The following is a 19658-nucleotide window of genomic DNA, read 5'->3' on the forward strand; positions in this document are numbered from 1 at the left end:
CACGCGTGAACGAGACATCCCCCATATTCCGGATGCTTCTGCCGCTGCGCTGGAGTGACCTGGATGCGTTCAACCACGTCAACAACGCGCGCTATCTGACCTTCCTCGAACAGGCGCGGATCGAGTGGTTCGAAAGCATCGGCGAGCCGTGGGTGACCGAGGACTTCGCGCCGGTAGTGGCCTCGGCCACGCTGAACTTCAAGCGCCCGATCGAATACCCGTCCAAGGTGTTCGTCGAATTGTTCACCGACCGGCTGGGCACGCGCAGCGTGGTGATCGGCCACCGTATCGTGGACGAAGACGGCCGCCTGTACTGCGACGGCAACGTGGTTGCGGTCTGGATCGACCGCCGCAGCGGCCGCTCGACGGACCTGCCGGATTGCGTGCGGCGGGCGGCGGGGAAACTGCTGGCGCAGCCTTGACGGAAGCCTGCCGGGCCCGGGCCGCTTGTTGAGAAAGAAACGCCACGTCCGAACCGGACACAGGGACAATCGGCGCCATGGATGGCGCCGATTAGCCTACATGGATGTACTTGCGGCGTGTCCCTGTGGCCGGTTCGGACGTGGCGTTTCCGGCGTTTCCGGCGTGTCCCTGTGTCCGATTCGGGTGCCGCGTTTCCGGCGTGTCTCTGGGCACGCCATCCATGGCGCCGGTTGTTCCCGCGTCAGATCTGGACGCAGCAGTCGTCCTATCCCACCCTGCGCATCCGTATCATTGAGCATCCGGCCATCGAGACCCGCACATGCCATCCAGCGCCCTGATTGAAACCACCGTCCACGGCGACATCCACCAGATCCGGATGACGCGGCCACCGGTCAATGCGCTGGATCCGACACTGTGCGCGGCACTCACCACGGCCCTGCACGCGGCGATCGCCGCGGATGCGCGCGGCATCGTGCTGGCCGGCGGCGCGAAGGTGTTTTCGGCGGGCCTGGATGTGCCCTACCTGCTGGGTCTCGGCGAAAACCAGACCGCGCTGGCGCAGGCCTGGGAAGCCTTTTTCGAAGCAGCGCGCGCGCTGGCCACCTGCCCGGTGCCGGTGGTCGCGGCGATGGCCGGGCACGCACCCGCCGGCGGCTGCGTGCTGGCCCTGTGTTGTGATTACCGAATCTTCGCCGAAGGCCCGTTCCGGATCGGCCTCAACGAGACCCAGGTCGGGCTGGTCGCCCCGGAAGGCATCCAGGCGCTGCTCGCCCGCGTGGTTGGCCCGCACCGCGCCGAACGCCTGCTGGTGGCCGGCCACATGCCGGAGGCCACGGAAGCACTGGCGATTGGCTTGGTCGACGAACTGGCTGCCAGTGCCGACGTCGAGACCCGCGCCCGCGCCTGGCTGGGCGAACTGCTGCAACTGCCACGCGAGCCGATGCTGGAAACCCGCGCCATCGCCCGCCGCGACGTGGTCGATGCGCTGGCGCCCGAGCGCATCGGCCTGAGCGGATTCATCACCGCCTGGTCACGTCCCGACACCCAAGCCGGCCTGAAAGCCATGCTGGCGCGGATCGGGAAGTAGGAGCACACCGAGGCCACTGGCCGAGGGGTGCGAATCGCGACGCATCCAGGCAGCCGCGATATCAATCGCACCCCTGCGGTGCTTCTACGAGAAACCGTCGCCCGGCTTCAGAGGATTTCCAGCACGGTCTCCGGCGGGCGGCACAGGCGTGTGCCCTTGGCGGTGAAGACGAACGGGCGGTTGATCAGTTTGGGCGTGTCCACCATCGCCTGCAGCAGGGCGTCGTCGCTCAGGGCGGGATCACCCAGGCCCTGCGCCTGGTATTCGGGTTCCTTGCTGCGGATCGCATCGCGCACGCGCAGTCCGGCGTCTTTGATCGCCTTCTTCAGGCGCGTTTTGTCGGGCGGATTGTTGACGTAATCCACGATCACCGGTTCGATGCCGGCTTCAAGGAGAATCTCCAGCGCGCCGCGCGAATTGCTGCATGTGGGGCGGTGCCAGATCTCCACCCGCTGCGTCTTGTCCACCATCTTCAGTCTCCCGTCGCCACCGGTCGGGTCGGGTCGGCGATCCAGCCACTCCACGAGCCGGTGAACAATTTCGCTCCCTTCAGCCCCGCCCGCTCCATCGCCAGCAGGTTGTGGCAGGCGGTCACGCCGGAGCCGCACATCATCACCACCTCGGACGGGTCGCGGCCTTGCAGCAGCTCGCGGTACTCCGCGGCCAGCCGCACCGGCGACTTGAAGCGCCCGTTTTCCAGATTCAGCGCGTAGGGCCGGTTGACCGCGCCGGGCACGTGCCCGGCCACCCGGTCCAATGGTTCTTCGTCGCCGCGGAAGCGCGCCGCGGCGCGGGCGTCGAGCAGCAGATCGTCCACCGCCAGACGGGCCGCCACGCCGTTGGCATCGAGCAAGCGGCTGGCATCGAAGCTCCCGCTGATGAACGAAGCCCCCGGCGGCGACGGTGCGGTGGAGACCGGCAGCCCGAGCGAGGTCCAGGCGGTCCAGCCGCCATCGAGCACGGCGACTTTCTCATGGCCCATGACGCGCAGCATGAACCACAGCCGCGCCGCGATCGCGCCGTCGTTGTCGTCGTAGACGATGACCTGCGAGGTCGGCGTCACGCCCCAGCGACGCAGGCGCTCCAGGAAGAGTTTTTCGCTTGGCCACGGGTGGCGGCCGTGGCCGAACTGGGAGATGTCCGACAGGTCGCGTTCCAGGTGCGCATACACGGCGCCCGGGATCCGCCCGCGCAGCCACGCCTGCTCGCCCTGGTTGGGATCGAGCAGGGAAAAACGGCAGTCGACGATGACCAGGTCGGAACGCCCCAACGCCATCGACAAGACATCCGCCTGCACCAAGGTCGTCCACCCGGCCATCACGCTTCTCCCTGATCCACGGCCGCGAGTCGTTCGCGAAGGTTGTACAGGATCGAGGCCGTCGCGCCCCAGATCCGATGCGCAGCATACCGGTATTGCAGCACATGGCGCGGGCGACCGGCAAAGCTGATTTCGACCGCTTCGAGCCGGCGTGGATCGAGCAGGAGATCCAGCGGCACCTCGAACACATCCGCCACTTCCGCAGGATTGGCGAGCGGCGAGAACCCGGTTTCGACAATTGCCAGCACCGGCAGCACGCGATAGCCGGTGACGGTCAGGTACGGATCGAGATAGCCCAGCGGCCGTGCCTGTCCCGCCGGCAGTCCGATTTCCTCGTTGGCCTCGCGCAGCGCCGCCTGGGCCGGGCTGGCGTCGAGCGGGTCGATCCCGCCGCCGGGGAAACTGACCTGGCCGGCGTGATGGCGCAACCGCTCGGTGCGCCGGGTCAACAGGACGCCGGCGCCGGCCGGCCGTGGAATCACCCCGATCAGCACCGCGGCCGGACGCGGATGGGCCGCCACCGGCAGCCCCTCCAATTCCGCAAGGTTCCACGGCGCCGCCGTCGGTGGCGCATCCAGAGGATGGGCGGCGCGGCGCAGGCGCCTGGCGAGGGTGTCGACGTCGCTCATGGGAGTGCACGCTGCGCGGCGCGCTCTGGAACAACCACATCCATGATGTGCCGGCGTTCCGCATCGTCCAGCGCCAGCCACGCCGCGATCTCATCGCCGCTGCGCAGGCAGCCCAGGCACAGGCCATCCGCACCGAGGGTGCAAATGCCCGTGCAAGGACTCAGGATGGCAACCGGTTCACTCATGGACGAAATCAACGCTCCCGAAACGCGATACGCCGGCACGGGGCCGGCGCATCGACAGGTTTGCCTGGGCAGGTTCCCGATGGAGGCCGCCCGAAACTGCGGGCGACTTCCCGATCACGGCGAGTCCGCACGCGGACCCGCCTGCCACATCACTTCACCGCGCCAAGCTCGATCTGCAGGGCAATGGCCTGCTGCGCGAACTGGGCATTCTGACCCGCACCCAGCGCGGCGCCCGGCGGAATCACGACTTCCCAGACCGCGCCCTGCTGCATCAGCGGCAGGGTGTCCTTGATCGCCGGGATCGGCGCCTGCGATACCTTGAACGGCGGCGGCGTCTGGACGTTGCTCAGCGGGGTGCCGACCGCGGCAAGGAAGCTGCGGAAGGCAATCGTCACCTCGCTGTTGGCGGTCGGCTTGGCGCCGGTGCCGGGCTTGACGACGCGATACATGACGCCGCTGGGCAGGGTCAACACGCCCTGCTGGGCCTTGTACTGGGCGAGGAAGCCGGCGGACTGCGCCTTGTTGTCTTCCAGCGCCTTGAGGAAGGCGGCCTGAGCCTTGGCTTCCATGCGCGCCTGGAAGCCGGTGAAGGCGGTGCGCAGCTGGTCTTCGGTATAGGCCGGCTGCTTGTTGCCGAACGCATCCTGCAGACCGCGCACGACGGTGGCGATGTCGATCGGCTCGCCGCCGACCCGCAGTTCCTGGCCGAGGTTCCAGCCCATCACGTAGCTGGCGTGGGTCTTGTCGACCACCGGCAGGGCCGGGGCCGCAGGCGCCGTCGCCGGACGGGGAGCCGCCGCCGGAGCGGTCTGGGTCTGCGCGGTAGCCACGCCGGCGCTCAGGGTCAGGGCCACCAGACTGGCAGCGAGTGCATGAAACTTCATCCAGAACCTCATTCGTTGATCGTGACCGCGCACGCGGCCGGGATGGAAAAAACCGGCCGAGGCCGGATGGGTTTGCCTGCACCGGGCGGCAAGCCGCCTGCGGGACACGATAGGATACAGTTCGCGGCCCTGAACGGCTACTGAGGCTTCACTGCGACCAATGCCGGCCGGGGAAGTTCCGCAATTTCCAGCAATTTCCAGCAATTTCCGGACACACCATGATCGACGCCCTGCTCCTGACCGAAACCGCCGACGGTATCCGCACCCTGCGGGTCAACCGGCCGGACAAGCTCAACGCCCTGAATGCGGCCACCCTGGATGCGCTGGACGCCGCTTTCGCGGCCGCCGAAGCCGATCCCGAGGTGCGCGTGGTGGTCCTGACCGGGGCCGGCCCCAAGGCCTTCGTGGCCGGCGCCGACATCGCCGAAATGCGCACTCTGACGCCGGTGCAGGGCCGGGATTTTTCGCTGCGTGGCACCCGGATGATGCGGCGGGTCGAGAAACTGTCGAAGCCGGTGATCGCCATGATCAACGGCTTTGCGCTGGGCGGCGGCCTGGAGCTGGCGATGTGCTGCCATCTGCGCGTCGCCGCCGACACCGCCAAGGTCGGCCAGCCGGAAATCAATCTTGGACTGATTCCCGGCTTCGGTGGCAGCCAGCGCCTGCTGCGGCTGTGCGGCCGCGCCGCCACCCTGGAACTGTGCCTGACCGGTGCGCCGATCAGCGCCGAACGTGCGCTGCTGCTGGGCATCGTCAACCGCGTGGTGGCCGCTGCCGATCTGGAGGCAGAAACCATGAAGCTGGCCACGCAGCTCGCCAATGCGGCGCCGCTGGCGCTGCGCGGAATGCTCGACTGCGTGAACGTGGGCGGCGAGTGCGGGATCGAGGAAGGCCTGGAGTACGAATCCGCGCAGTTCGGGCTGATGTTCGCCACCGAGGACATGCGCGAAGGCACGTCGGCATTCCTGGAAAAGCGCAAGCCGACCTTCGCCGGGAAATGACGCGGGCGACCCGCCCCTGCCCGTCCTGCGGCTGCACGGCACCGGACCGCGCCCACGCGGTGCTGGCCGCGCTGCGGGAAGACGACCTGGACGCGGCGCTGGCGCTCGGCCTGCTCGACCTGCCGCACTGCGCAAGCTGCCGCGAAGATTGCAACGCCATGCTGGCCGCCGCCAGCCAGGCCCGCCAGTTTGCCCTCGCCGCCCGCGACCGCCATCGCGCACGGGCGCTGCGGCTGGCGCGGATCCAGTCCGAACGCGAAGCCGCGCGGCGTCCGGCGCAGGTCAATCGCCTCGCACCGGACCCGGCCCTGCCCGCCGCCGCCGCTGACGCCTTGGCCCGCGCGCTGGCGCGGGTGAAGTCGCGGCGCGGATGAGCAAGTCACGCGCCGCCGCGTCACCCCATTCACCCGCACCGACCAAGCCGCGTGCCGCCCGCGGCAGCAAGCTCACGCCGGCGGAAATCGATGCGTTGTTCGCGCGCCTGCGCGAGGCCAACCCGCAGCCCACCACCGAACTGGAATATTCCAGCCCGTTCGAGCTTCTGGTGGCCGTGGTGCTTTCGGCACAGGCCACCGACGTCGGTGTCAACAGGGCCACCCGTCGGCTTTATCCGATTGCCAGCACGCCTGGAGCAATCCTGGCGCTGGGCGAGGACGGCTTGAAGGAGTGCATCAATGGCATCGGCCTGTACAACGCCAAAGCGGCACATCTGATCGCGTTGTGCCAATTGCTTCTGGAGCGCCACGGTGGCGAGGTGCCGCGCACCCGCGAGGAACTCGAGGCCCTGCCCGGCGTGGGCCGCAAGACCGCCAACGTCGTCCTCAACATTGCCTTCGGGCAGCCCACCATCGCCGTGGACACGCATATCTTCCGGGTCGCCAACCGCACCGGACTGGCGCCTGGAAAGAACGTGCGCGCGGTGGAAGACAAGCTGTTGCGCCTGGTGCCGGAGGAATTTCGGCGCAACGCCCACCACTGGCTGATCCTGCACGGGCGCTACGTATGCAGGGCGCGCAAACCGGACTGCGCGCACTGCCTGCTGCACGACCTGTGCCGGTGGCCGGAGAAGGCGCCGCTGGCCATCGGCGACAGCGCCTGGCGGTCAATCGCGCGATGAGCCGCCGTGGGCCCGCAGCAGGGTGAACGCAAAACCGACGACCACCAGCGCCCCCAGCACCAGCAGCGCCCACAGGGTCAGTGTCTTCCAGTCGCGCGGCGCCGGCGCGGGCGAATAGGCGGCGGCCCCGGCGCGCGCGCGCGCGGGCCCCAGCACCGCCGGCGCCGGTGACCACTGCGCGCCGCGCTGCGTCCACAGCGCGTCCAGCATCGGACCCACGGCGTCGGCTGCGACTTCCTCGGACGCGCTTCCCGCCACCAGCACATACGGCGGCGTGCCCTGATCGAGGAACACCAGACTGCCGGGCACATAGCCCAGCCGCAGGGTCGGAGCCAGCGCCGGCGTCGTCCCCGCGTCCGGCTGCAGACGCCAATCGTGGTCCTGGATCACGTAGTGCAGGTCCAGCGGCGGCGAGGACCGTGCTTCCCCGGCATCGTCCAGGCGCCACGCATTCCAGCCAGCGGCGCGCAGTTTCCACGCCGGTGGACTGGTGTCGGCGCTGCGCGCCGCCCCATCCCGACTGAACAAGCTCCAGCGCACGCTGCTGTTGGCAGGCATCACCACGTCCACGCGCTGGATCGGATAACGACCTTCGAGTCGATACTGGAAACCGGCCTCCGCGGAGGCGGGTGTCGGCGCGGCGGCCAGTTCGAGCCAGCGCCAGTTCGCGGGTTCGGCGGCCTCGCGCCATTCCCCGCGCACGCCGCTCAGGCGCAGGGCAGCACCGTCCTGCAGCGACAGCAGCCGCAGGTAGCGTGGCGGAGACGCCAGCGCGATGCGGTTGCTGCGCAGCTCCTGCCCCTGGTTGCGCAACTGCACCAGCCGCACCTGTGGATCGAGAATCCGCCAATCTCGCAGGTCATCGCTGCCTTCCAGCCGATAGCCCAGATCCACCGCCGCGGCGTCGTTGCCCCAGTCCAGCAGCAGCGCCTGCATCCGCGTGCTGTCGGCGCCCAGATCCACCAGCCAACCGCTGCCGCCGGTCGCATCCGCACGCTGCGCCGTGACATCGCGCACGGACACCACCGCGCCATCGGTATCGCGGCGCACCATCACGCTCAGATCGGCGCCGGTCGTCGCCGCGTCCGCCGGCAAGGGAAACCAGCGCAGCGCCGTGGCCTGCACGCGCGCCGACGGTGGCTGCGCCGGCATCACGATGCTGGCCACCCGCCGCCCCTTGGCATCCAGCACGCGCACATCGCGCAAATCCGGCCAGTACGCCGCGCGATACACCGCGTCGTCCAGCGGCACCCGGTACGCACCGGCATCGGCGCGCGACAGCTGCAGCGGCCATTGCTGCGCGTATCTGTCCGCGGCCTGCGAGGCCAGCGGCAACAGCGCGAGGAACAGTGCCAGCCAACGCTTCATCCCTTCCCCTCGCTGCCTGTCGTCGCTGCCCCCATGGCCGCACGTCGTGGCGGCACCGGCGCCAGCCAACCCACCAGCGTGCACAGCAATCCATACACGATGAACGCACCAATGCCGAGCAAATCACCCAGATTGCCGCGATCCACCAGCAACAGCTTGAGCAAGACCACGCCCATGAGCAAGGCTCCCGCCAGCCACAGCCCCCAATGGCCACGCCGCGACCCGGAAAACCAGCCGGCCACGCCCAGCAGGCTCCACACCACGGTCAGGCCGGTCTGGGACAGGCTGGCACCCGGAAGGTCGGCATCCCATGCAACGCCACCCCAATGGCAGACCGCCCGCAGGGTCAGGACACTCACCAGCAGCAGGCCCGCGAGCGCCAGCCAGACCACGGGAAGCGATCCGGCCCCGGCGGCCGCGGCGCGGTGGCTGCGCAACCAGACCGCCAGCAACAACAGCATTGCGATCTGGGCCAAATCCAGCGGATTGAACACGACGATCCACGGCAGCGGCGCGCTGTGCCCGGAATGGAACAACATCAGCACCCACCACAACCCGAGCGCGAGGAAAACCAGCAGGCGCAACGCGGCCTGGAACGGCGCAAACCCGGCGCCCAACGGCGGCGCCAGCCAGGCGGCACGGCGCAGCGAGACCGCCGCAAGCACCAGCCACGGCAGCGCCAGCAGCATGCCGACCCAGCCATCGGCCAAGACAAAACGCTCGCCGACGAACGCGGCCAGCAGCGACAGCACCGTCGGCCACAGCAGCCACCACGCCAGCTGCGCCAGTCCTGCCACCCGGCCGCTGGCATTGCGCAAGCCCACCAGCGCCCGCGCCGCGAACGCGGCGAACAGCGGCCAGATCCACGCCCCATGTCCGGCAAACGGCTGGCCGTCGGCGCTCCACTGCGCCCAGGCCAGCGGGAACGCCAGCAGCAGGGCCACCAGCGTGGTCAGGGCCAAGGCCCGCGCCGGGGACCGTCGGTGGTATTCCGCCACCAGCCAGCCGGTGGCGCCAACCAGCAGCAGGATCCAATGCAGGCGCTCGCCCGAATCCGCAAATGCCTCGATCTCCCGAAGGAAGGACAACAGCCACCAGAACAGCCCCCACAGATAGGCGGTGACGGCCATGCCATCGCCCGCATTGCGCCGATACAGGAGGGCAACCGCGAAACCGCCGCAGGCCACCAGCAGCCCGCTCATGAAGGCGGCATTGGCAAATGGCAACGCAGCAGGCGGGTGATCCAGCGCGCCGAATCCGACCGTGAGCAGCGCGAACGCCGCGGCCAGTTGCAAACCCAGGCCCGCCCAGCGCGGCAATCGCCGCGACTGCATGAAGCCCAGCCAGACCAGGCCCGCGCCCTCGAGCGCGAACACCGAGGCGGTCGCCCGCGCCGACAGTGCCAGCGGCACCGCCAGCGTGGCAAAGCCGACCGCGAGCACCGCGTAGCCGCGAGCCAGCAGCGCCATCCGCGACCGCGGCAGCAGCAGCTTCGCCAGAATGGCGTACAGCGCCGCCAGCCCCAGCGCGCACAGCGCCAGCGTCATGCGCTGCCCCGGCAACATGCCCGCTTGCATCGAGAACGCGACCAGCGGCGTCCCGAACAGCAGGCTGCCATCGATCCGCGCGCCGCCGGGGGTTGGCGCCTTGCGCGCATACAGGATCGGCAGCAGCAGATAGAAGCCGAAGAACAGCAGCAGGAACGGCTCGGTGCTGGCGAAGTGTTCCGGTCGGTACTCCAGCAATCCCCACAAGGTGCCAATGCCGAAGGTGAAGGCAAATCCCAGCAAGTTGAGAACCCGCCACGGTCGCACCCAGGCGATCGCGAAGATGCCTGCGTTGAGGGCCGCGTAATAGCTGAACAAGGCCACATGGTTGCCGCCGCCGGTGGACAGCCACAGCGGCGCCAGGAAGCCGGCCAGCACGCCGAGGATCACCAGCGTGCGTGAATCCTGCAGCACCGCCATCACCGACAGCCCGGCGATGAACGCGACGCTGATCGCGAACGCCGGTCCCGCCCCGAGCAGGTCGTAGCGCTTGCTGGCGGCGAACGTCACCAGCAGCAGGATGCCGATCGCCCCGCCCTGCAGCGCGAGCGCAAAGCTGCGGTGGCTGTCCCGTTTGCGCCAGCCGAACACCAGGCCGGCCAGCGCCGCCGCGGCCACCCCGGCCAGACGGAATTCGATCGGCAACCGCAGCCAGCCCTGGTCGCTGGCATAGCGCAGCAGCGCCGCCACGCCCGCCAGCAACACCAGCATGCCCACCTTGACCGGCACGTTCCCGGTGGTGAACCAGCCCTTCACGCGTTCGACGCCACGTTCGACCCAGTCGGGCTCGTCGCGCGGGGACGCGGCTGGCGATGGCGGCAGCGGGGGCGGCATGGACGGCGCCTGCGCCTCTTCCCCGTCGCCTCCGGCGGGCTCAGCCGTCTCCGCTGCCGTCTCCGCTGCCGCTTCCACGGGCGTCGTTCTGGATCTCGTGGCGGGCGTCTCGGCCAGCGGTGACCACCGCGGCTGCGACGCGTATGCCGGCACCCAGGGCGCAGGGTCTTCTGCGGCCACCGCGTCATCCGGCTCGGCAGGGGGTCCCGCGGTGGCCGGCGCAGCCGCTTCCGCCGGCATCTCCGCCGCCCGCCGGGAAACCGCCCGCTCCAGCACTTCGACCCGCTGGCGCAGGCCGGACAGCTTCACCAAGGCCACCACCAACAACACCGGCATGGCCAGCAATGCCAGCAGTGCAACCAGCCCCACCGCCACCAGTTCATCCATGCTGGGTCGCCAGTCCCGCAAAAGGCGCACTCTAACCCATCACCACAGCCGCACGGAACCTGAACGCACCTGCCTCCATCGCCACCGCCAGCGCGCACTGCCGTTAGCATTTACACTTCGACGGGACCCATTCCACGAGGCTACGCAATGCACCCATTCAACCCTCTTTCGCGCACGGGTTTCACCGCCCTGCTCGCCGCCGCCGCACTCGCCCTGACCCTGTCGCCATCGGCTGCATTCGCTGCGGGCCAGGCACAAGGCGGCGCCGCGCCCGCCAAGCCGTCCGGGCATGAACACGGTTTTGGCCAGATCGACACCGACCACGACGGTCGGATTTCCCGGACCGAATTTGCCGCCGCGCACGGCGGGAAATCCGATCGCTTCGCCTCGATCGACGGCAACGGCGATGGCTTCATCAGCCAGCAGGAATTCGATGCCCACCACGCGGCGATGGGTGCGGCGACCGAGGGCCACGCGCCGGCTGCCGACGGCGAGCACGCCGGCCACCATTGAGCGCGGCCTCGGCAGCGCCCGCCGCAAGGCCCGCCCGGACGTCGGTTCGGGCAGCCGCGGGGCTGGAAGCATGAGCGGCGCGGCGCAGCCCAGCGCACCCACGCCGATGGCCGCGCGTTTTCGCGGCTACCTGCCGGTCGTGGTGGATGTCGAAACCGGCGGTTTCGACTGGAACCGGCACGCCCTGCTCGAGATCGCCGCGATTCCGCTCGAATTCGATGCCGACGGCCGCTTCGTCCCCGGCGAAGTGGCGCACGCCAACCTCGCCCCCGCGCCCGGCACCCTGATCGATCCCAAATCACTGGCTGTCACGGGAATCCGGCTCGGCCACCCGCTGCGTGGCGAACTGGACGAACGCGCGGGCCTCGACAAAGTGTTCGCACCGGTGCGTGCGGCGATCAAACGTCACGGCTGCCAGCGCGCGATCCTAGTCGGCCACAACGCCCACTTCGACCTCAATTTCCTCAACGCCGCCGTCGCCCGGGTCGGCCACAAGCGCAACCCCTTCCATCCGTTCAGCGTGTTCGACACCGTGACCATGGCGGCCCTGGCCTACGGCCAGACCGTGCTGGCGCGCGCCGCCTTCGCGGCCGGCATCGGCTGGGACCCGAACGAAGCGCACTCGGCGATCTACGACGCCGAGCAGACCGCCAAACTCTTCTGCACCATCGCCAACGCCTGGCCGCCGCTGGCCCATGCCGCCGCGCCATTTCCGGACGCAGCGGCCGGGGATGACGACGGCGATCCGCGCGACGTGCAAGGCTGCACGTAAGCGTCGGGACGCCGATCCGGCGCTCATCGCGGGCAGCTTGCCCAAGGCAGACAATCGACGCCATGAATGGCGTCGATTAGCCTGCATGTACGCACTTGCGGCGTGCCTACGCGCAGACACGACACGTTCGTCGAGGGCCGCTTTTGCGCAGGGACAATCGGCGCCATGGATGGCGCCGATTAGCCTACATGGACGTACTTGCGGCGTGTCCCTGTGCAAAAGCGGCCTTCGGCGAACAACGCGAAGACGCTATCAAGCCAAAGCAACTCACCGCCGCACGGTCAAGTTTTCACCGCGCCTGATTTCAGCCTCAACATTCGCAAGATACCGTAGGCGCTGATCGCCACCCAGGCGGCTTCCAGCACGAACACCGACACATTGAACTTGCCGACCAACGAGACCAGCACGCCGCCGGAACCGAACAGATTGAGCAACTGGTACACGATGCCCGTGCCCGCCAACCGCCCGGCCTGCAGCAGGAAAAACGCCAGCAACACGCCCAGCGTGCCGCAAATCCCCACCCAGTCGTACCACGCCAGATTGATTGCCATCATCGACTCCTCTGCCGCACGGCTTCGAACAGGGCAACGCCGGCGGCCACCGACACGTTCAGGCTCTCGAGACCGCCCGGCATCGGAATTTTCACCAACTGGTCGCAGTGCTCGCGGGTGAGCCGGCGCAGCCCTTCGCCCTCGCCGCCCAACACCAGCGCCACGTTGCCGACCAGATCCAGCGCATACAGCGACGCCTCGGCTTCACCGGCCAGGCCGTAAACCCATACACCCAGCTTCTGCAGCTCGCGCAAGCTGCGCGACAGGTTGGTGACGGCAAACATCGGCAGCGTGTCCGCCGCGCCCGCCGAGGTCTTGCGGACGGTGGCATTGACCTGCACCGCCTTGTCCTTCGGGATCACCACCGCCGTCGCACCGGCGGCCGCCGCGCTGCGCAGGCAGGCGCCGAGGTTGTGCGGATCCTGCACGCCGTCCAGCACCAGCAGCAGCGCGCGTCCCGCCGCGGCCTCGACCAGCGCCGGCAATTCGTGTTCGTCCCAGGGCTTCGCGGCCGCATAGCGCGCCGCCGCGCCCTGATGTCGGAGCCCGCCGGCCACCCCGTCCAGCGCCTGCGCCGGCACCCGGCGCACCTCGATTTCGCGTCGCCGCGCCTGCTGCTCGATCTCGACGATGCGCGGATTCCGGCCACCGGCTTCCAGCAGCACTTCCAGCACATGCTCGGCGTCGTGCTCCAGCGCCGAGGCCACCGGATTCAGCCCGACCACCCATTGCGACGATTTGCTCATGCGCGCATTGTGCCGCAGCCGGACACCACCACGCGGCGATTTCCTGCATGTACCATGGACGAAGAAGCCACGAAGCCGAGGGTCGGGCCATGTTTGAACGGTTTTCGCGCAGCTGGAATCTGATCAAGGCCAGCGCCGGCGTGCTGTCGAAAGACAAGGAATTGCTGGTGTTTCCGCTGCTGTCGACGATATGCAGCCTGATCGTCCTCGCCGCATTCGTGCTGCCGGCGCTGGGGATGGGGGCACTGGACAACCTGCACAGTGGTTCGGCGGGAACCCGGGTCGGGGTCTACGTCCTGGCTTTCCTGTTCTACCTGGTCCAGTACTTCGTGATCTTCTTCTTCAATTCCGCGCTGGTCGGTGCCGCCATGATCCGGCTCGACGGCGGCAATCCGACCGTGGGCGACGGGCTGGGCATCGCCTTCCGCAAGCTGGTGCCGATTCTTGGCTATGCCGCCATCGCGGCCACCGTGGGCTTGATTTTGCGCTCAGTGCAGGAGCGCGCCGGGTTCCTGGGCCGGATCGCGGTCGGCCTGCTCGGGGTGGCGTGGACGGTGGCGACCTTCCTGGTGGTGCCGGTGCTGGTGACCCGCGACATCGGGCCGATCGACGCGCTGAAGGAAAGCGCCACGCTGCTCAAGAAGACCTGGGGCGAGAACCTGATCGGCCAGGGCGGCGTCGGCGTGGTGTTCGCCCTGTTCTATGCCTTGCTGGCCGTGGTGGGCATCGTGGCAATTGCCCTCGTCGGCGCAGGCACCCAGAACGCGATGCTGGCAGGCGTGACGGCGGCGATCGTGGCGTTCGCCTTCGTGTTGACCGCCCTGGTCCAGGCCGCGCTGTCGGGCATCTACTCGGCCGCGCTGTATCGCTACGCCACCGCACAGGAAACGCCGGCGGGCTTCGACAGCCAGCTCCTGCAGCATTCCTTCGCCGTCAAATGACACACTGACGCCGGCACGCGCTGCGCTGGCCCTGGCCCGTGCAGCCTGCCGGCGCCGGCTGGATCGGTCGTGAACGCGCGTCGGATGGGCCGCGACCGCGGCACGCCCTGACGCGGACCCGCGGCGCTCGCGCCGCTGCGCGTCTCGTGGCACGCTAGACGGATGTACCTTGCCTATTACGGCCTGCGCGAGCCGCCCTTTTCGATCACCCCGGACCCGCGCTTCGTCTTTCTCAGCGAGCGCCACCGGGACGCCTTGGCGCACCTGTTGTTCGGCATCGACAAGGGTGGTGGCGGCGGCTTCGTGCAGCTGACCGGCGAGGTCGGCACCGGCAAAACCACCCTCAGTCGCTTGCTGCTGGAGCAGCTTCCCGAGCACGCCCGGATCGCACTGGTACTCAATCCGCGCCAGAACGCGGTCGAGCTGCTGGAAACGGTGTGCGAGGAACTGCACATCAACATTGAAGGCAAGCACGGCAGCGCCAAAGCCCTGGTCGACGCCCTCAACGCCTACCTGCTGGACGCCTACGCGCAGGGCCTGCGGGTGGTGCTGCTGATCGACGAGGCGCAGAACCTGCCGCCGGATGCGCTGGAGCAGGTGCGGCTGCTGACCAACCTGGAAACCCACACCCAGAAGCTGCTGCAAATCCTGCTGCTGGGCCAGCCCGAACTGCGCGATCTGCTGGCGCGCCCGGAGCTGCGCCAGCTGGCCCAGCGCATCACCGCACGCTTCCACCTGAGCCCGCTGGACGAACGCGAAACCGCGGCCTATCTGCGCCACCGCTGGCGGGTGGCGGGCGGATCGCGTTTCCCGTTCAACGCCAAGGCGGTGCGCCGGCTGCACGCGCTGTCCGGCGGCGTGCCGCGGCTGCTCAACGTGATCGCAGAACGCGCGCTGCTGGCCGGCTACGCCCGCGATGCGGTCAGCATCGACGCCAAGCTGGTGAACGCGGCGGCGCGCGAAGTCCTGCCGCCCGCGCGTGCGCCACGCTTCCACCCGCTGCTTGCCGTGGGCAGCGGGGTGGCCGTGGCGGCGCTGATCGCCGCCACCTGGTACTTCCACCCGTGGCCGTCGGGTGCCAGCGCCGCGCCCACGAAGGCGCAGCCGATGCTCTCGGCGGTGCCATCCAACACACCCGCGAGATTGCCCGGGCCGGTCGTTGACACTGTGGATGCAGCCACATTCGAACAGCTGCTCGCCACCGTCAACGCTTCACCAACGGCCGCCTGGCGCGAACTGCTGCAACAGTGGTCACTGGGCGGGGATACCATCACCCTGGCCGCTGACGGGAGTTGCAGCCCGACCGCAGCGCGCCTGGACCTGCATTGCATCCAGGGCAGTACCCGCCTGGACACGCTGCTGGCCCTGGACCGGCCGCTGCTGCTGCGCCTGCGCGCGGGCGCGGTGGATGCCTGGGCGCTGCTGCTGGGCGCGGATGCGCGCATGGTTCGCCTGCGGATCGGCACGCGCACGATCGACATCGACCGCACCCTGCTGCAATCGCGCTGGGATGGCCGCTACGCGGGCCTGTGGCGCGGCCCCGACGCGCTCGCGCAATCACCGCTGCCTGGCACCGCCGGCCCGGCGGTCGACTGGCTGTGGCAACAGCTTGCGGCACAACCACAGGCGCCCGGCACACCCTACAACGCTGCACTGCGTGCGGCAGTGCGCGAATTGCAGAACGCACGCGGCTTGCCCACCGATGGCATCGCCGGCTCCCTGACCCTGATGGCCTTGGCCAATGACCTGCCCGGCCCGCGCCTGCAGCGGGTGCTGGAGTGAATTTCGATGTCGCTGATCCTTGAAGCCCTGCGCAAATCCGAAGCCGAACGTCAGCGCGAGGGGGCCCCGAGCGTGGCGATGGAACTGCCGCCGGTGCCCGCACGCGGCGCCGGCGCCACGCCAGGCTGGGTGTGGCCGACGCTGGCCATCGTGGTCGTCGGCGCGGTTCTGGCGGGATGGTTGGGAATACGCGCTGGCAAAGGCGGCCATACGACCGACCCCGCCGCCCAAGCGGCGCCCGCAGGCGCCACGCCGCCGGCCGCTGCGGCCGCGCCATCCGCTCCTGCCGGGCCTGCTCCACTGCCCGCACCGCCGCCTGCGCCGCTGCCCGTACCACAGCCGGCTCCGCCAGCGCCCGCGTCTCCCTCCCTGGCCGCCGCGCCCGAACCACCGCCCGCACCCGCGCATGCGCCGCCTCCCAGCGTCGCGACCCCGCCGCCAGCGCCGCCGGCTCCGTCCGCATCGCTGCGCCCGGTCCCGGCCCCGGCGCCAGCCATCACCCCGCGCGCGGAAGACAGCGAAGACGCCCCGCCGATTTCAGCCACCGGCCTGCCGGCAATGAAACTGAGCATGCACATGTGGGACGCCGACCCCGGCAAGCGCTTCGTCATCCTTGACGGCCAGCGCATGGGCGAAGGCGATCGCAACGGCAGCGTGCAGGTGATCGCCATCCGCCGCGACGGCGTGATCATCGAGCGCAGCGGCATTCGCGCCCGCGTGCCCCTGCCCTGAGCCGCGTGCAGCGCCCATGCCGATCCTCGACTTCCTCCTCGAGCGCGATTTCGTCGAACTCAACCAGCTGCTGAAGCTGACCGGCCTGTGCGATTCCGGTGGCGCCGGCAAGCAACTGGTGGCCAGCGGCGCGGTGCGCGTCGACGGCGTGGTCGAGACGCGCAAGACCGCCAAGATCCATGCCGGGCAGCGGGTGCAGGTGGGGGCGTCGGAGATCCGCGTGCGCGCCCACTGATGCACTTGCGTCCGCATTCCCGCACAATCCACGTTGAACCAAGAAGCGGCGGTCGACGGCGGCATCCGATCGCGCAGGATGTCGGTGTCAGCCGCTGCTGGACTGCCGGCGGCTTGAGGAGAGGGAATGGGGATTCTTGCCGTCACCGCGGCGGCCGCGATTGCCGTCGGATTGACACTGATATTCAACCGCCTGATCCGCTTGCGCAATCAGTACCGCACGGCCTGGGCCGACATCGACGTCCAATTGCAGCGCCGCCATGACCTCGTTCCGCAGCTGGTGGAAGCTGTGCGCGGCTACGCCAAACACGAACGCGCCACCCTGGAAGCCGTCACCGAGCTGCGGGCGCAGGCGCAGGCGATGCGCGGCGCGCGCGATCAGGGTCGCGCCGAAGACCAGCTCGAACAGGCCCTGTCGCGACTGATCGCGCTGAAGGAGGCCTACCCTGAGCTCAAGGCCAGCGAAAACTTCCAGCAACTGTCCACCGGACTGGTGACCGTCGAGGATCACCTGCAGTACGCGCGGCGCTTCTACAACGGCGCGGTGCGCGATTACAACGACGCGATCCAGCGCTTCCCCGCGCTGCTGATTGCGCCCGTCTTCGGTTTCCGCGATGCGGAGTTCTTCCAGGCAGAAACCAGTAGCCAGGCGGCACCACACGTGGAGCTGGGCCGATGAAGCACCTGTTCGCGTTGCTGCTGGGTCTGGCCTGTGCGCTCGCCGCCCCTGCTATTGCGCAGCAAGCGCCGCCCCCGAACGCCGCGACAACCGCCACCCCCGACGCCGACGAGATCGCCCGCCGCGTCAAAGCGGCCATCGCCCAGGGCGGCAGCGCGGAGGAGACCCGCCAGCGCATCCAGAGCGCACTCGCGGGCAGCGGCTACAGCCTCAAGGATATTTCCGGCAACGGCGCGGAAGCCGGCGCCGCTTCGGGTCGGGAAGGTGAGCGCATCCTGTCCTACGACATCGACGTCAAGGTCAACGCCGACAACAGCCTCGACGTCACCGAGACCATCCGCGTCCACGCCGAAGGCATCCAGATCCGGCGCGGCATCTACCGCGACTTCCCGACCCGCTACAAGGATCGCTACGGCAACAGCGTCGTGGTCGGTTTCAAGGTCATCGACCTGCAGCGCGACGGCAAGGTCGAGCCCTGGTTCACCGAGAACCTCAGCAACGGCGTGCGCGTCAACTTCGGCAACGATGATTTCCTGCCGGTGCCCGCCGACTACACCTACACCCTGCGCTACCGCACCAGTCGCCAGATCGGGTTCTTTGCGGATCACGACGAGCTGTACTGGAACGCCATCGGCACCGGCTGGGATTTCGTCATCGAACAGGCCAGCGTGCGCGTCCAGCTGCCGCAGCCGGTGCCGGTATCCGCGATGCAGGTAGACGGCTTCACCGGCACCCAGGGCGCGCACGAGAAAGGCTTCCTCGCGGCGCTGCCCGCTGCCGGCGAGGCGCGCTGGGTCTTGAAGGCACCGCTCTACACGCGGCAGGGACTGACCATCGTCCTGAGCTTTCCGAAGGGCATCGTCACCGCGCCGACTTCAATCCAGAAAGCGCAATGGTTCTTCAAGGACAATGTTTCCGTCCTGATCATGCTGGCCGCGCTGGCGCTGATGCTGGCCTACCTGTTGCTGCGCTGGACCCAGGTGGGTCGCGACCCGCCAGCCGGCACCATCATCGCCCGCTACACACCGCCGGACGGCTACTCGCCCGCCGCCCTGCGCTTCATCCGCACGATGCGCGCCGATGGCCGTGGCTACACCGCCGACCTGCTGGCAATGGCGGTCGCGGGCCTGCTCACGATCAAACGTGAGCCCAAACGCCTCGGCGCCGACCAGTGGACCGTCACCCGCACCGACGCACGCATCCCCCTCTACATCAGCGACGCCCAGCGCGAGCTGCTGGATGAACTGTTTTCGGAGGAAGAGACGCTGCAAGTCTCGGCGGCCAATCGCGAGCGGTTTCTGGCCTCACGGCTGGCGCAAACCAAACGGCTCGAAGCGAGCTACGCCGGCCGCATGTTCAAGCGCAACGGCAAGCCCATCTTCTTTGCACTGCTGATGGCCATGGGGATATCCGTCCTCGCCTACTTCCTCTCGCACGGCAACGGATTGCCGGCGCTGGTCGTGATCGATTTCCTGATGTTCGGCGTCATCGTCCTGTTCGGCCAGCTGCTGCCCGCGCCCACCGCCGAGGGGCGCAAGCTGCTGGATGAAATCGAGGGACTGAAGCTGTATCTGGGCGTTGCCGAAGACGATGCACTGAAACGGCTGCAAGCCCCGGGGGACGCACCCACCCTCGACGCCAGAGAATACGAAGCCATGCTGCCCTATGCGCTGGCGCTGGATGTGGAAGAGGCGTGGACCAAGCAGTTCACCGCTGCCGTAGGCGAGGCCGTAGCCCAACAGACCGCCTCCAATCTGTCCTGGTACCACGGCACCAGCTTCAGCAACCTGAGCCAGCTCAGCAGCAGCCTCGGCAGCAGCTTCAATACCTCGATCGCCTCGGCGTCTTCGCCACCCGGAAGCAGCTCCGGCGGCGGCGGTTCCTCCGGCGGCGGCGGCGGTGGTGGTGGCGGCGGCGGACGCTGAGAC

Annotated in this window: 19 protein-coding genes and 2 pseudogenes; 13 read left to right on the plus strand and 8 right to left on the minus strand. The window is 68.8% G+C overall.

Translation table 11 applies throughout. The annotated features are described in order from the left end of the window. Nucleotides 1-5 precede the first annotated feature (5 nt). Together M9902_RS00810 and M9902_RS00815 are read left to right on the plus strand one after the other, a co-directional pair. Nucleotides 6-422: a thioesterase family protein gene (locus M9902_RS00810; RefSeq protein WP_297170156.1), complete on the plus strand. Its 417-nt coding sequence runs from the start codon at nucleotides 6-8 to the stop codon at nucleotides 420-422. Nucleotides 423-742: 320 nt separating this feature from the next. Continuing rightward, nucleotides 743-1510 carry an enoyl-CoA hydratase/isomerase family protein gene (locus M9902_RS00815; RefSeq protein WP_297220481.1) on the plus strand — a complete coding sequence of 256 codons (768 nt, stop codon included), beginning with the start codon at nucleotides 743-745 and terminating at the stop codon, nucleotides 1508-1510. Between the two features lie 107 nt (nucleotides 1511-1617). Here M9902_RS00815 and arsC read toward each other — a convergent pair whose 3' ends face one another. The 4 genes and pseudogenes from arsC to M9902_RS00835 all read right to left on the minus strand — a co-directional run bounded on the left by arsC (nucleotide 1618) and on the right by M9902_RS00835 (nucleotide 4526). Further along, nucleotides 1618-1980: an arsenate reductase (glutaredoxin) gene (gene arsC, locus M9902_RS00820; protein ID WP_297220483.1), complete on the minus strand. Its 363-nt coding sequence runs from the start codon at nucleotides 1978-1980 to the stop codon at nucleotides 1618-1620. A gap of 2 nt (nucleotides 1981-1982) precedes the next feature. After that, entirely contained in the window at nucleotides 1983-2828 is an 846-nt protein-coding gene (locus tag M9902_RS00825; protein ID WP_297170163.1) for a sulfurtransferase, read from the minus strand. Beyond that, a pseudogene (locus tag M9902_RS00830) lies at nucleotides 2828-3642 on the minus strand (CoA pyrophosphatase). The gene M9902_RS00825 and the pseudogene M9902_RS00830 overlap by 1 nt, the downstream one beginning before the upstream one ends. A gap of 149 nt (nucleotides 3643-3791) precedes the next feature. Continuing rightward, nucleotides 3792-4526 (minus strand): FKBP-type peptidyl-prolyl cis-trans isomerase N-terminal domain-containing protein, encoded by a 735-nt coding sequence (locus M9902_RS00835; protein WP_297170165.1) that lies wholly within the window; start codon nucleotides 4524-4526, stop codon nucleotides 3792-3794. Between the two features lie 218 nt (nucleotides 4527-4744). Between M9902_RS00835 and M9902_RS00840 the strand changes: the two genes are divergently transcribed. The 3 genes from M9902_RS00840 to nth are packed head-to-tail and all read left to right on the plus strand — an operon-like array spanning nucleotide 4745 to nucleotide 6644. Further along, nucleotides 4745-5527, plus strand: a complete 783-nt coding sequence (locus M9902_RS00840) for an enoyl-CoA hydratase-related protein (protein WP_297220486.1) — start codon at nucleotides 4745-4747, stop codon at nucleotides 5525-5527. After that, the gene (locus tag M9902_RS00845; RefSeq protein WP_297220488.1) at nucleotides 5524-5901 is read left to right on the plus strand and encodes a hypothetical protein; all 378 of its coding nucleotides are present in this window, start codon (nucleotides 5524-5526) and stop codon (nucleotides 5899-5901) included. Before M9902_RS00840 ends, M9902_RS00845 begins: the two co-directional genes overlap by 4 nt. Beyond that, nucleotides 5898-6644 (plus strand): endonuclease III, encoded by a 747-nt coding sequence (gene nth, locus M9902_RS00850; RefSeq protein ID WP_297220491.1) that lies wholly within the window; start codon nucleotides 5898-5900, stop codon nucleotides 6642-6644. Before M9902_RS00845 ends, nth begins: the two co-directional genes overlap by 4 nt. Here the strand turns inward: nth and M9902_RS00855 are convergent. Continuing rightward, nucleotides 6630-8012 carry a DUF3999 family protein gene (locus M9902_RS00855; RefSeq protein ID WP_297220495.1) on the minus strand — a complete coding sequence of 461 codons (1383 nt, stop codon included), beginning with the start codon at nucleotides 8010-8012 and terminating at the stop codon, nucleotides 6630-6632. The two genes, nth and M9902_RS00855, sit on opposite strands and share 15 nt — an antisense overlap. Next, nucleotides 8009-10780: a DUF2339 domain-containing protein gene (locus M9902_RS00860; RefSeq protein ID WP_297220497.1), complete on the minus strand. Its 2772-nt coding sequence runs from the start codon at nucleotides 10778-10780 to the stop codon at nucleotides 8009-8011. The genes M9902_RS00855 and M9902_RS00860 overlap by 4 nt, the downstream gene beginning before the upstream one ends. A 147-nt stretch (nucleotides 10781-10927) precedes the next feature. Here M9902_RS00860 and M9902_RS00865 point away from each other — a divergent pair, with 147 nt between their 5' ends. Beyond that, nucleotides 10928-11293 (plus strand): EF-hand domain-containing protein, encoded by a 366-nt coding sequence (locus tag M9902_RS00865; protein ID WP_297175242.1) that lies wholly within the window; start codon nucleotides 10928-10930, stop codon nucleotides 11291-11293. A 70-nt stretch (nucleotides 11294-11363) separates the two neighbouring features. Further along, nucleotides 11364-11984: pseudogene (gene rnt, locus M9902_RS00870) on the plus strand (ribonuclease T); the annotation flags it as partial. 362 nt (nucleotides 11985-12346) lie between these two features. Here the strand turns inward: rnt and M9902_RS00875 are convergent. Then, nucleotides 12347-12616 carry a hypothetical protein gene (locus M9902_RS00875; protein WP_297220499.1) on the minus strand — a complete coding sequence of 90 codons (270 nt, stop codon included), beginning with the start codon at nucleotides 12614-12616 and terminating at the stop codon, nucleotides 12347-12349. After that, complete coding sequence (gene rlmB, locus M9902_RS00880) at nucleotides 12616-13362, minus strand: 23S rRNA (guanosine(2251)-2'-O)-methyltransferase RlmB (protein ID WP_297175248.1); 747 nt, start codon at nucleotides 13360-13362, stop codon at nucleotides 12616-12618. The genes M9902_RS00875 and rlmB overlap by 1 nt, the downstream gene beginning before the upstream one ends. An 89-nt stretch (nucleotides 13363-13451) precedes the next feature. Between rlmB and M9902_RS00885 the strand changes: the two genes are divergently transcribed. From M9902_RS00885 to M9902_RS00910, 6 genes are all read left to right on the plus strand, one after another. Further along, complete coding sequence (locus M9902_RS00885) at nucleotides 13452-14303, plus strand: DUF6159 family protein (protein ID WP_297175251.1); 852 nt, start codon at nucleotides 13452-13454, stop codon at nucleotides 14301-14303. Between the two features lie 162 nt (nucleotides 14304-14465). Continuing rightward, nucleotides 14466-16085 (plus strand): ExeA family protein, encoded by a 1620-nt coding sequence (locus tag M9902_RS00890; RefSeq protein ID WP_297175254.1) that lies wholly within the window; start codon nucleotides 14466-14468, stop codon nucleotides 16083-16085. A 6-nt stretch (nucleotides 16086-16091) separates the two neighbouring features. Continuing rightward, entirely contained in the window at nucleotides 16092-16817 is a 726-nt protein-coding gene (locus M9902_RS00895) for a general secretion pathway protein GspB (RefSeq protein ID WP_297220502.1), read from the plus strand. A gap of 16 nt (nucleotides 16818-16833) precedes the next feature. After that, a complete protein-coding gene (locus M9902_RS00900; protein WP_297174291.1) occupies nucleotides 16834-17052 on the plus strand; it encodes an RNA-binding S4 domain-containing protein in 219 nt (72 codons plus the stop codon). A 126-nt stretch (nucleotides 17053-17178) separates the two neighbouring features. Then, nucleotides 17179-17730: a LemA family protein gene (locus M9902_RS00905; RefSeq protein ID WP_297174294.1), complete on the plus strand. Its 552-nt coding sequence runs from the start codon at nucleotides 17179-17181 to the stop codon at nucleotides 17728-17730. After that, nucleotides 17727-19655 carry a DUF2207 domain-containing protein gene (locus M9902_RS00910; RefSeq protein ID WP_297220505.1) on the plus strand — a complete coding sequence of 643 codons (1929 nt, stop codon included), beginning with the start codon at nucleotides 17727-17729 and terminating at the stop codon, nucleotides 19653-19655. Before M9902_RS00905 ends, M9902_RS00910 begins: the two co-directional genes overlap by 4 nt. The last annotated feature ends 3 nt before the right edge of the window (nucleotides 19656-19658 follow it).

This window comes from Thermomonas sp., assembly GCF_023953935.1.
In the GTDB taxonomy this organism is placed as follows: Bacteria; Pseudomonadota; Gammaproteobacteria; order Xanthomonadales; family Xanthomonadaceae; genus Thermomonas.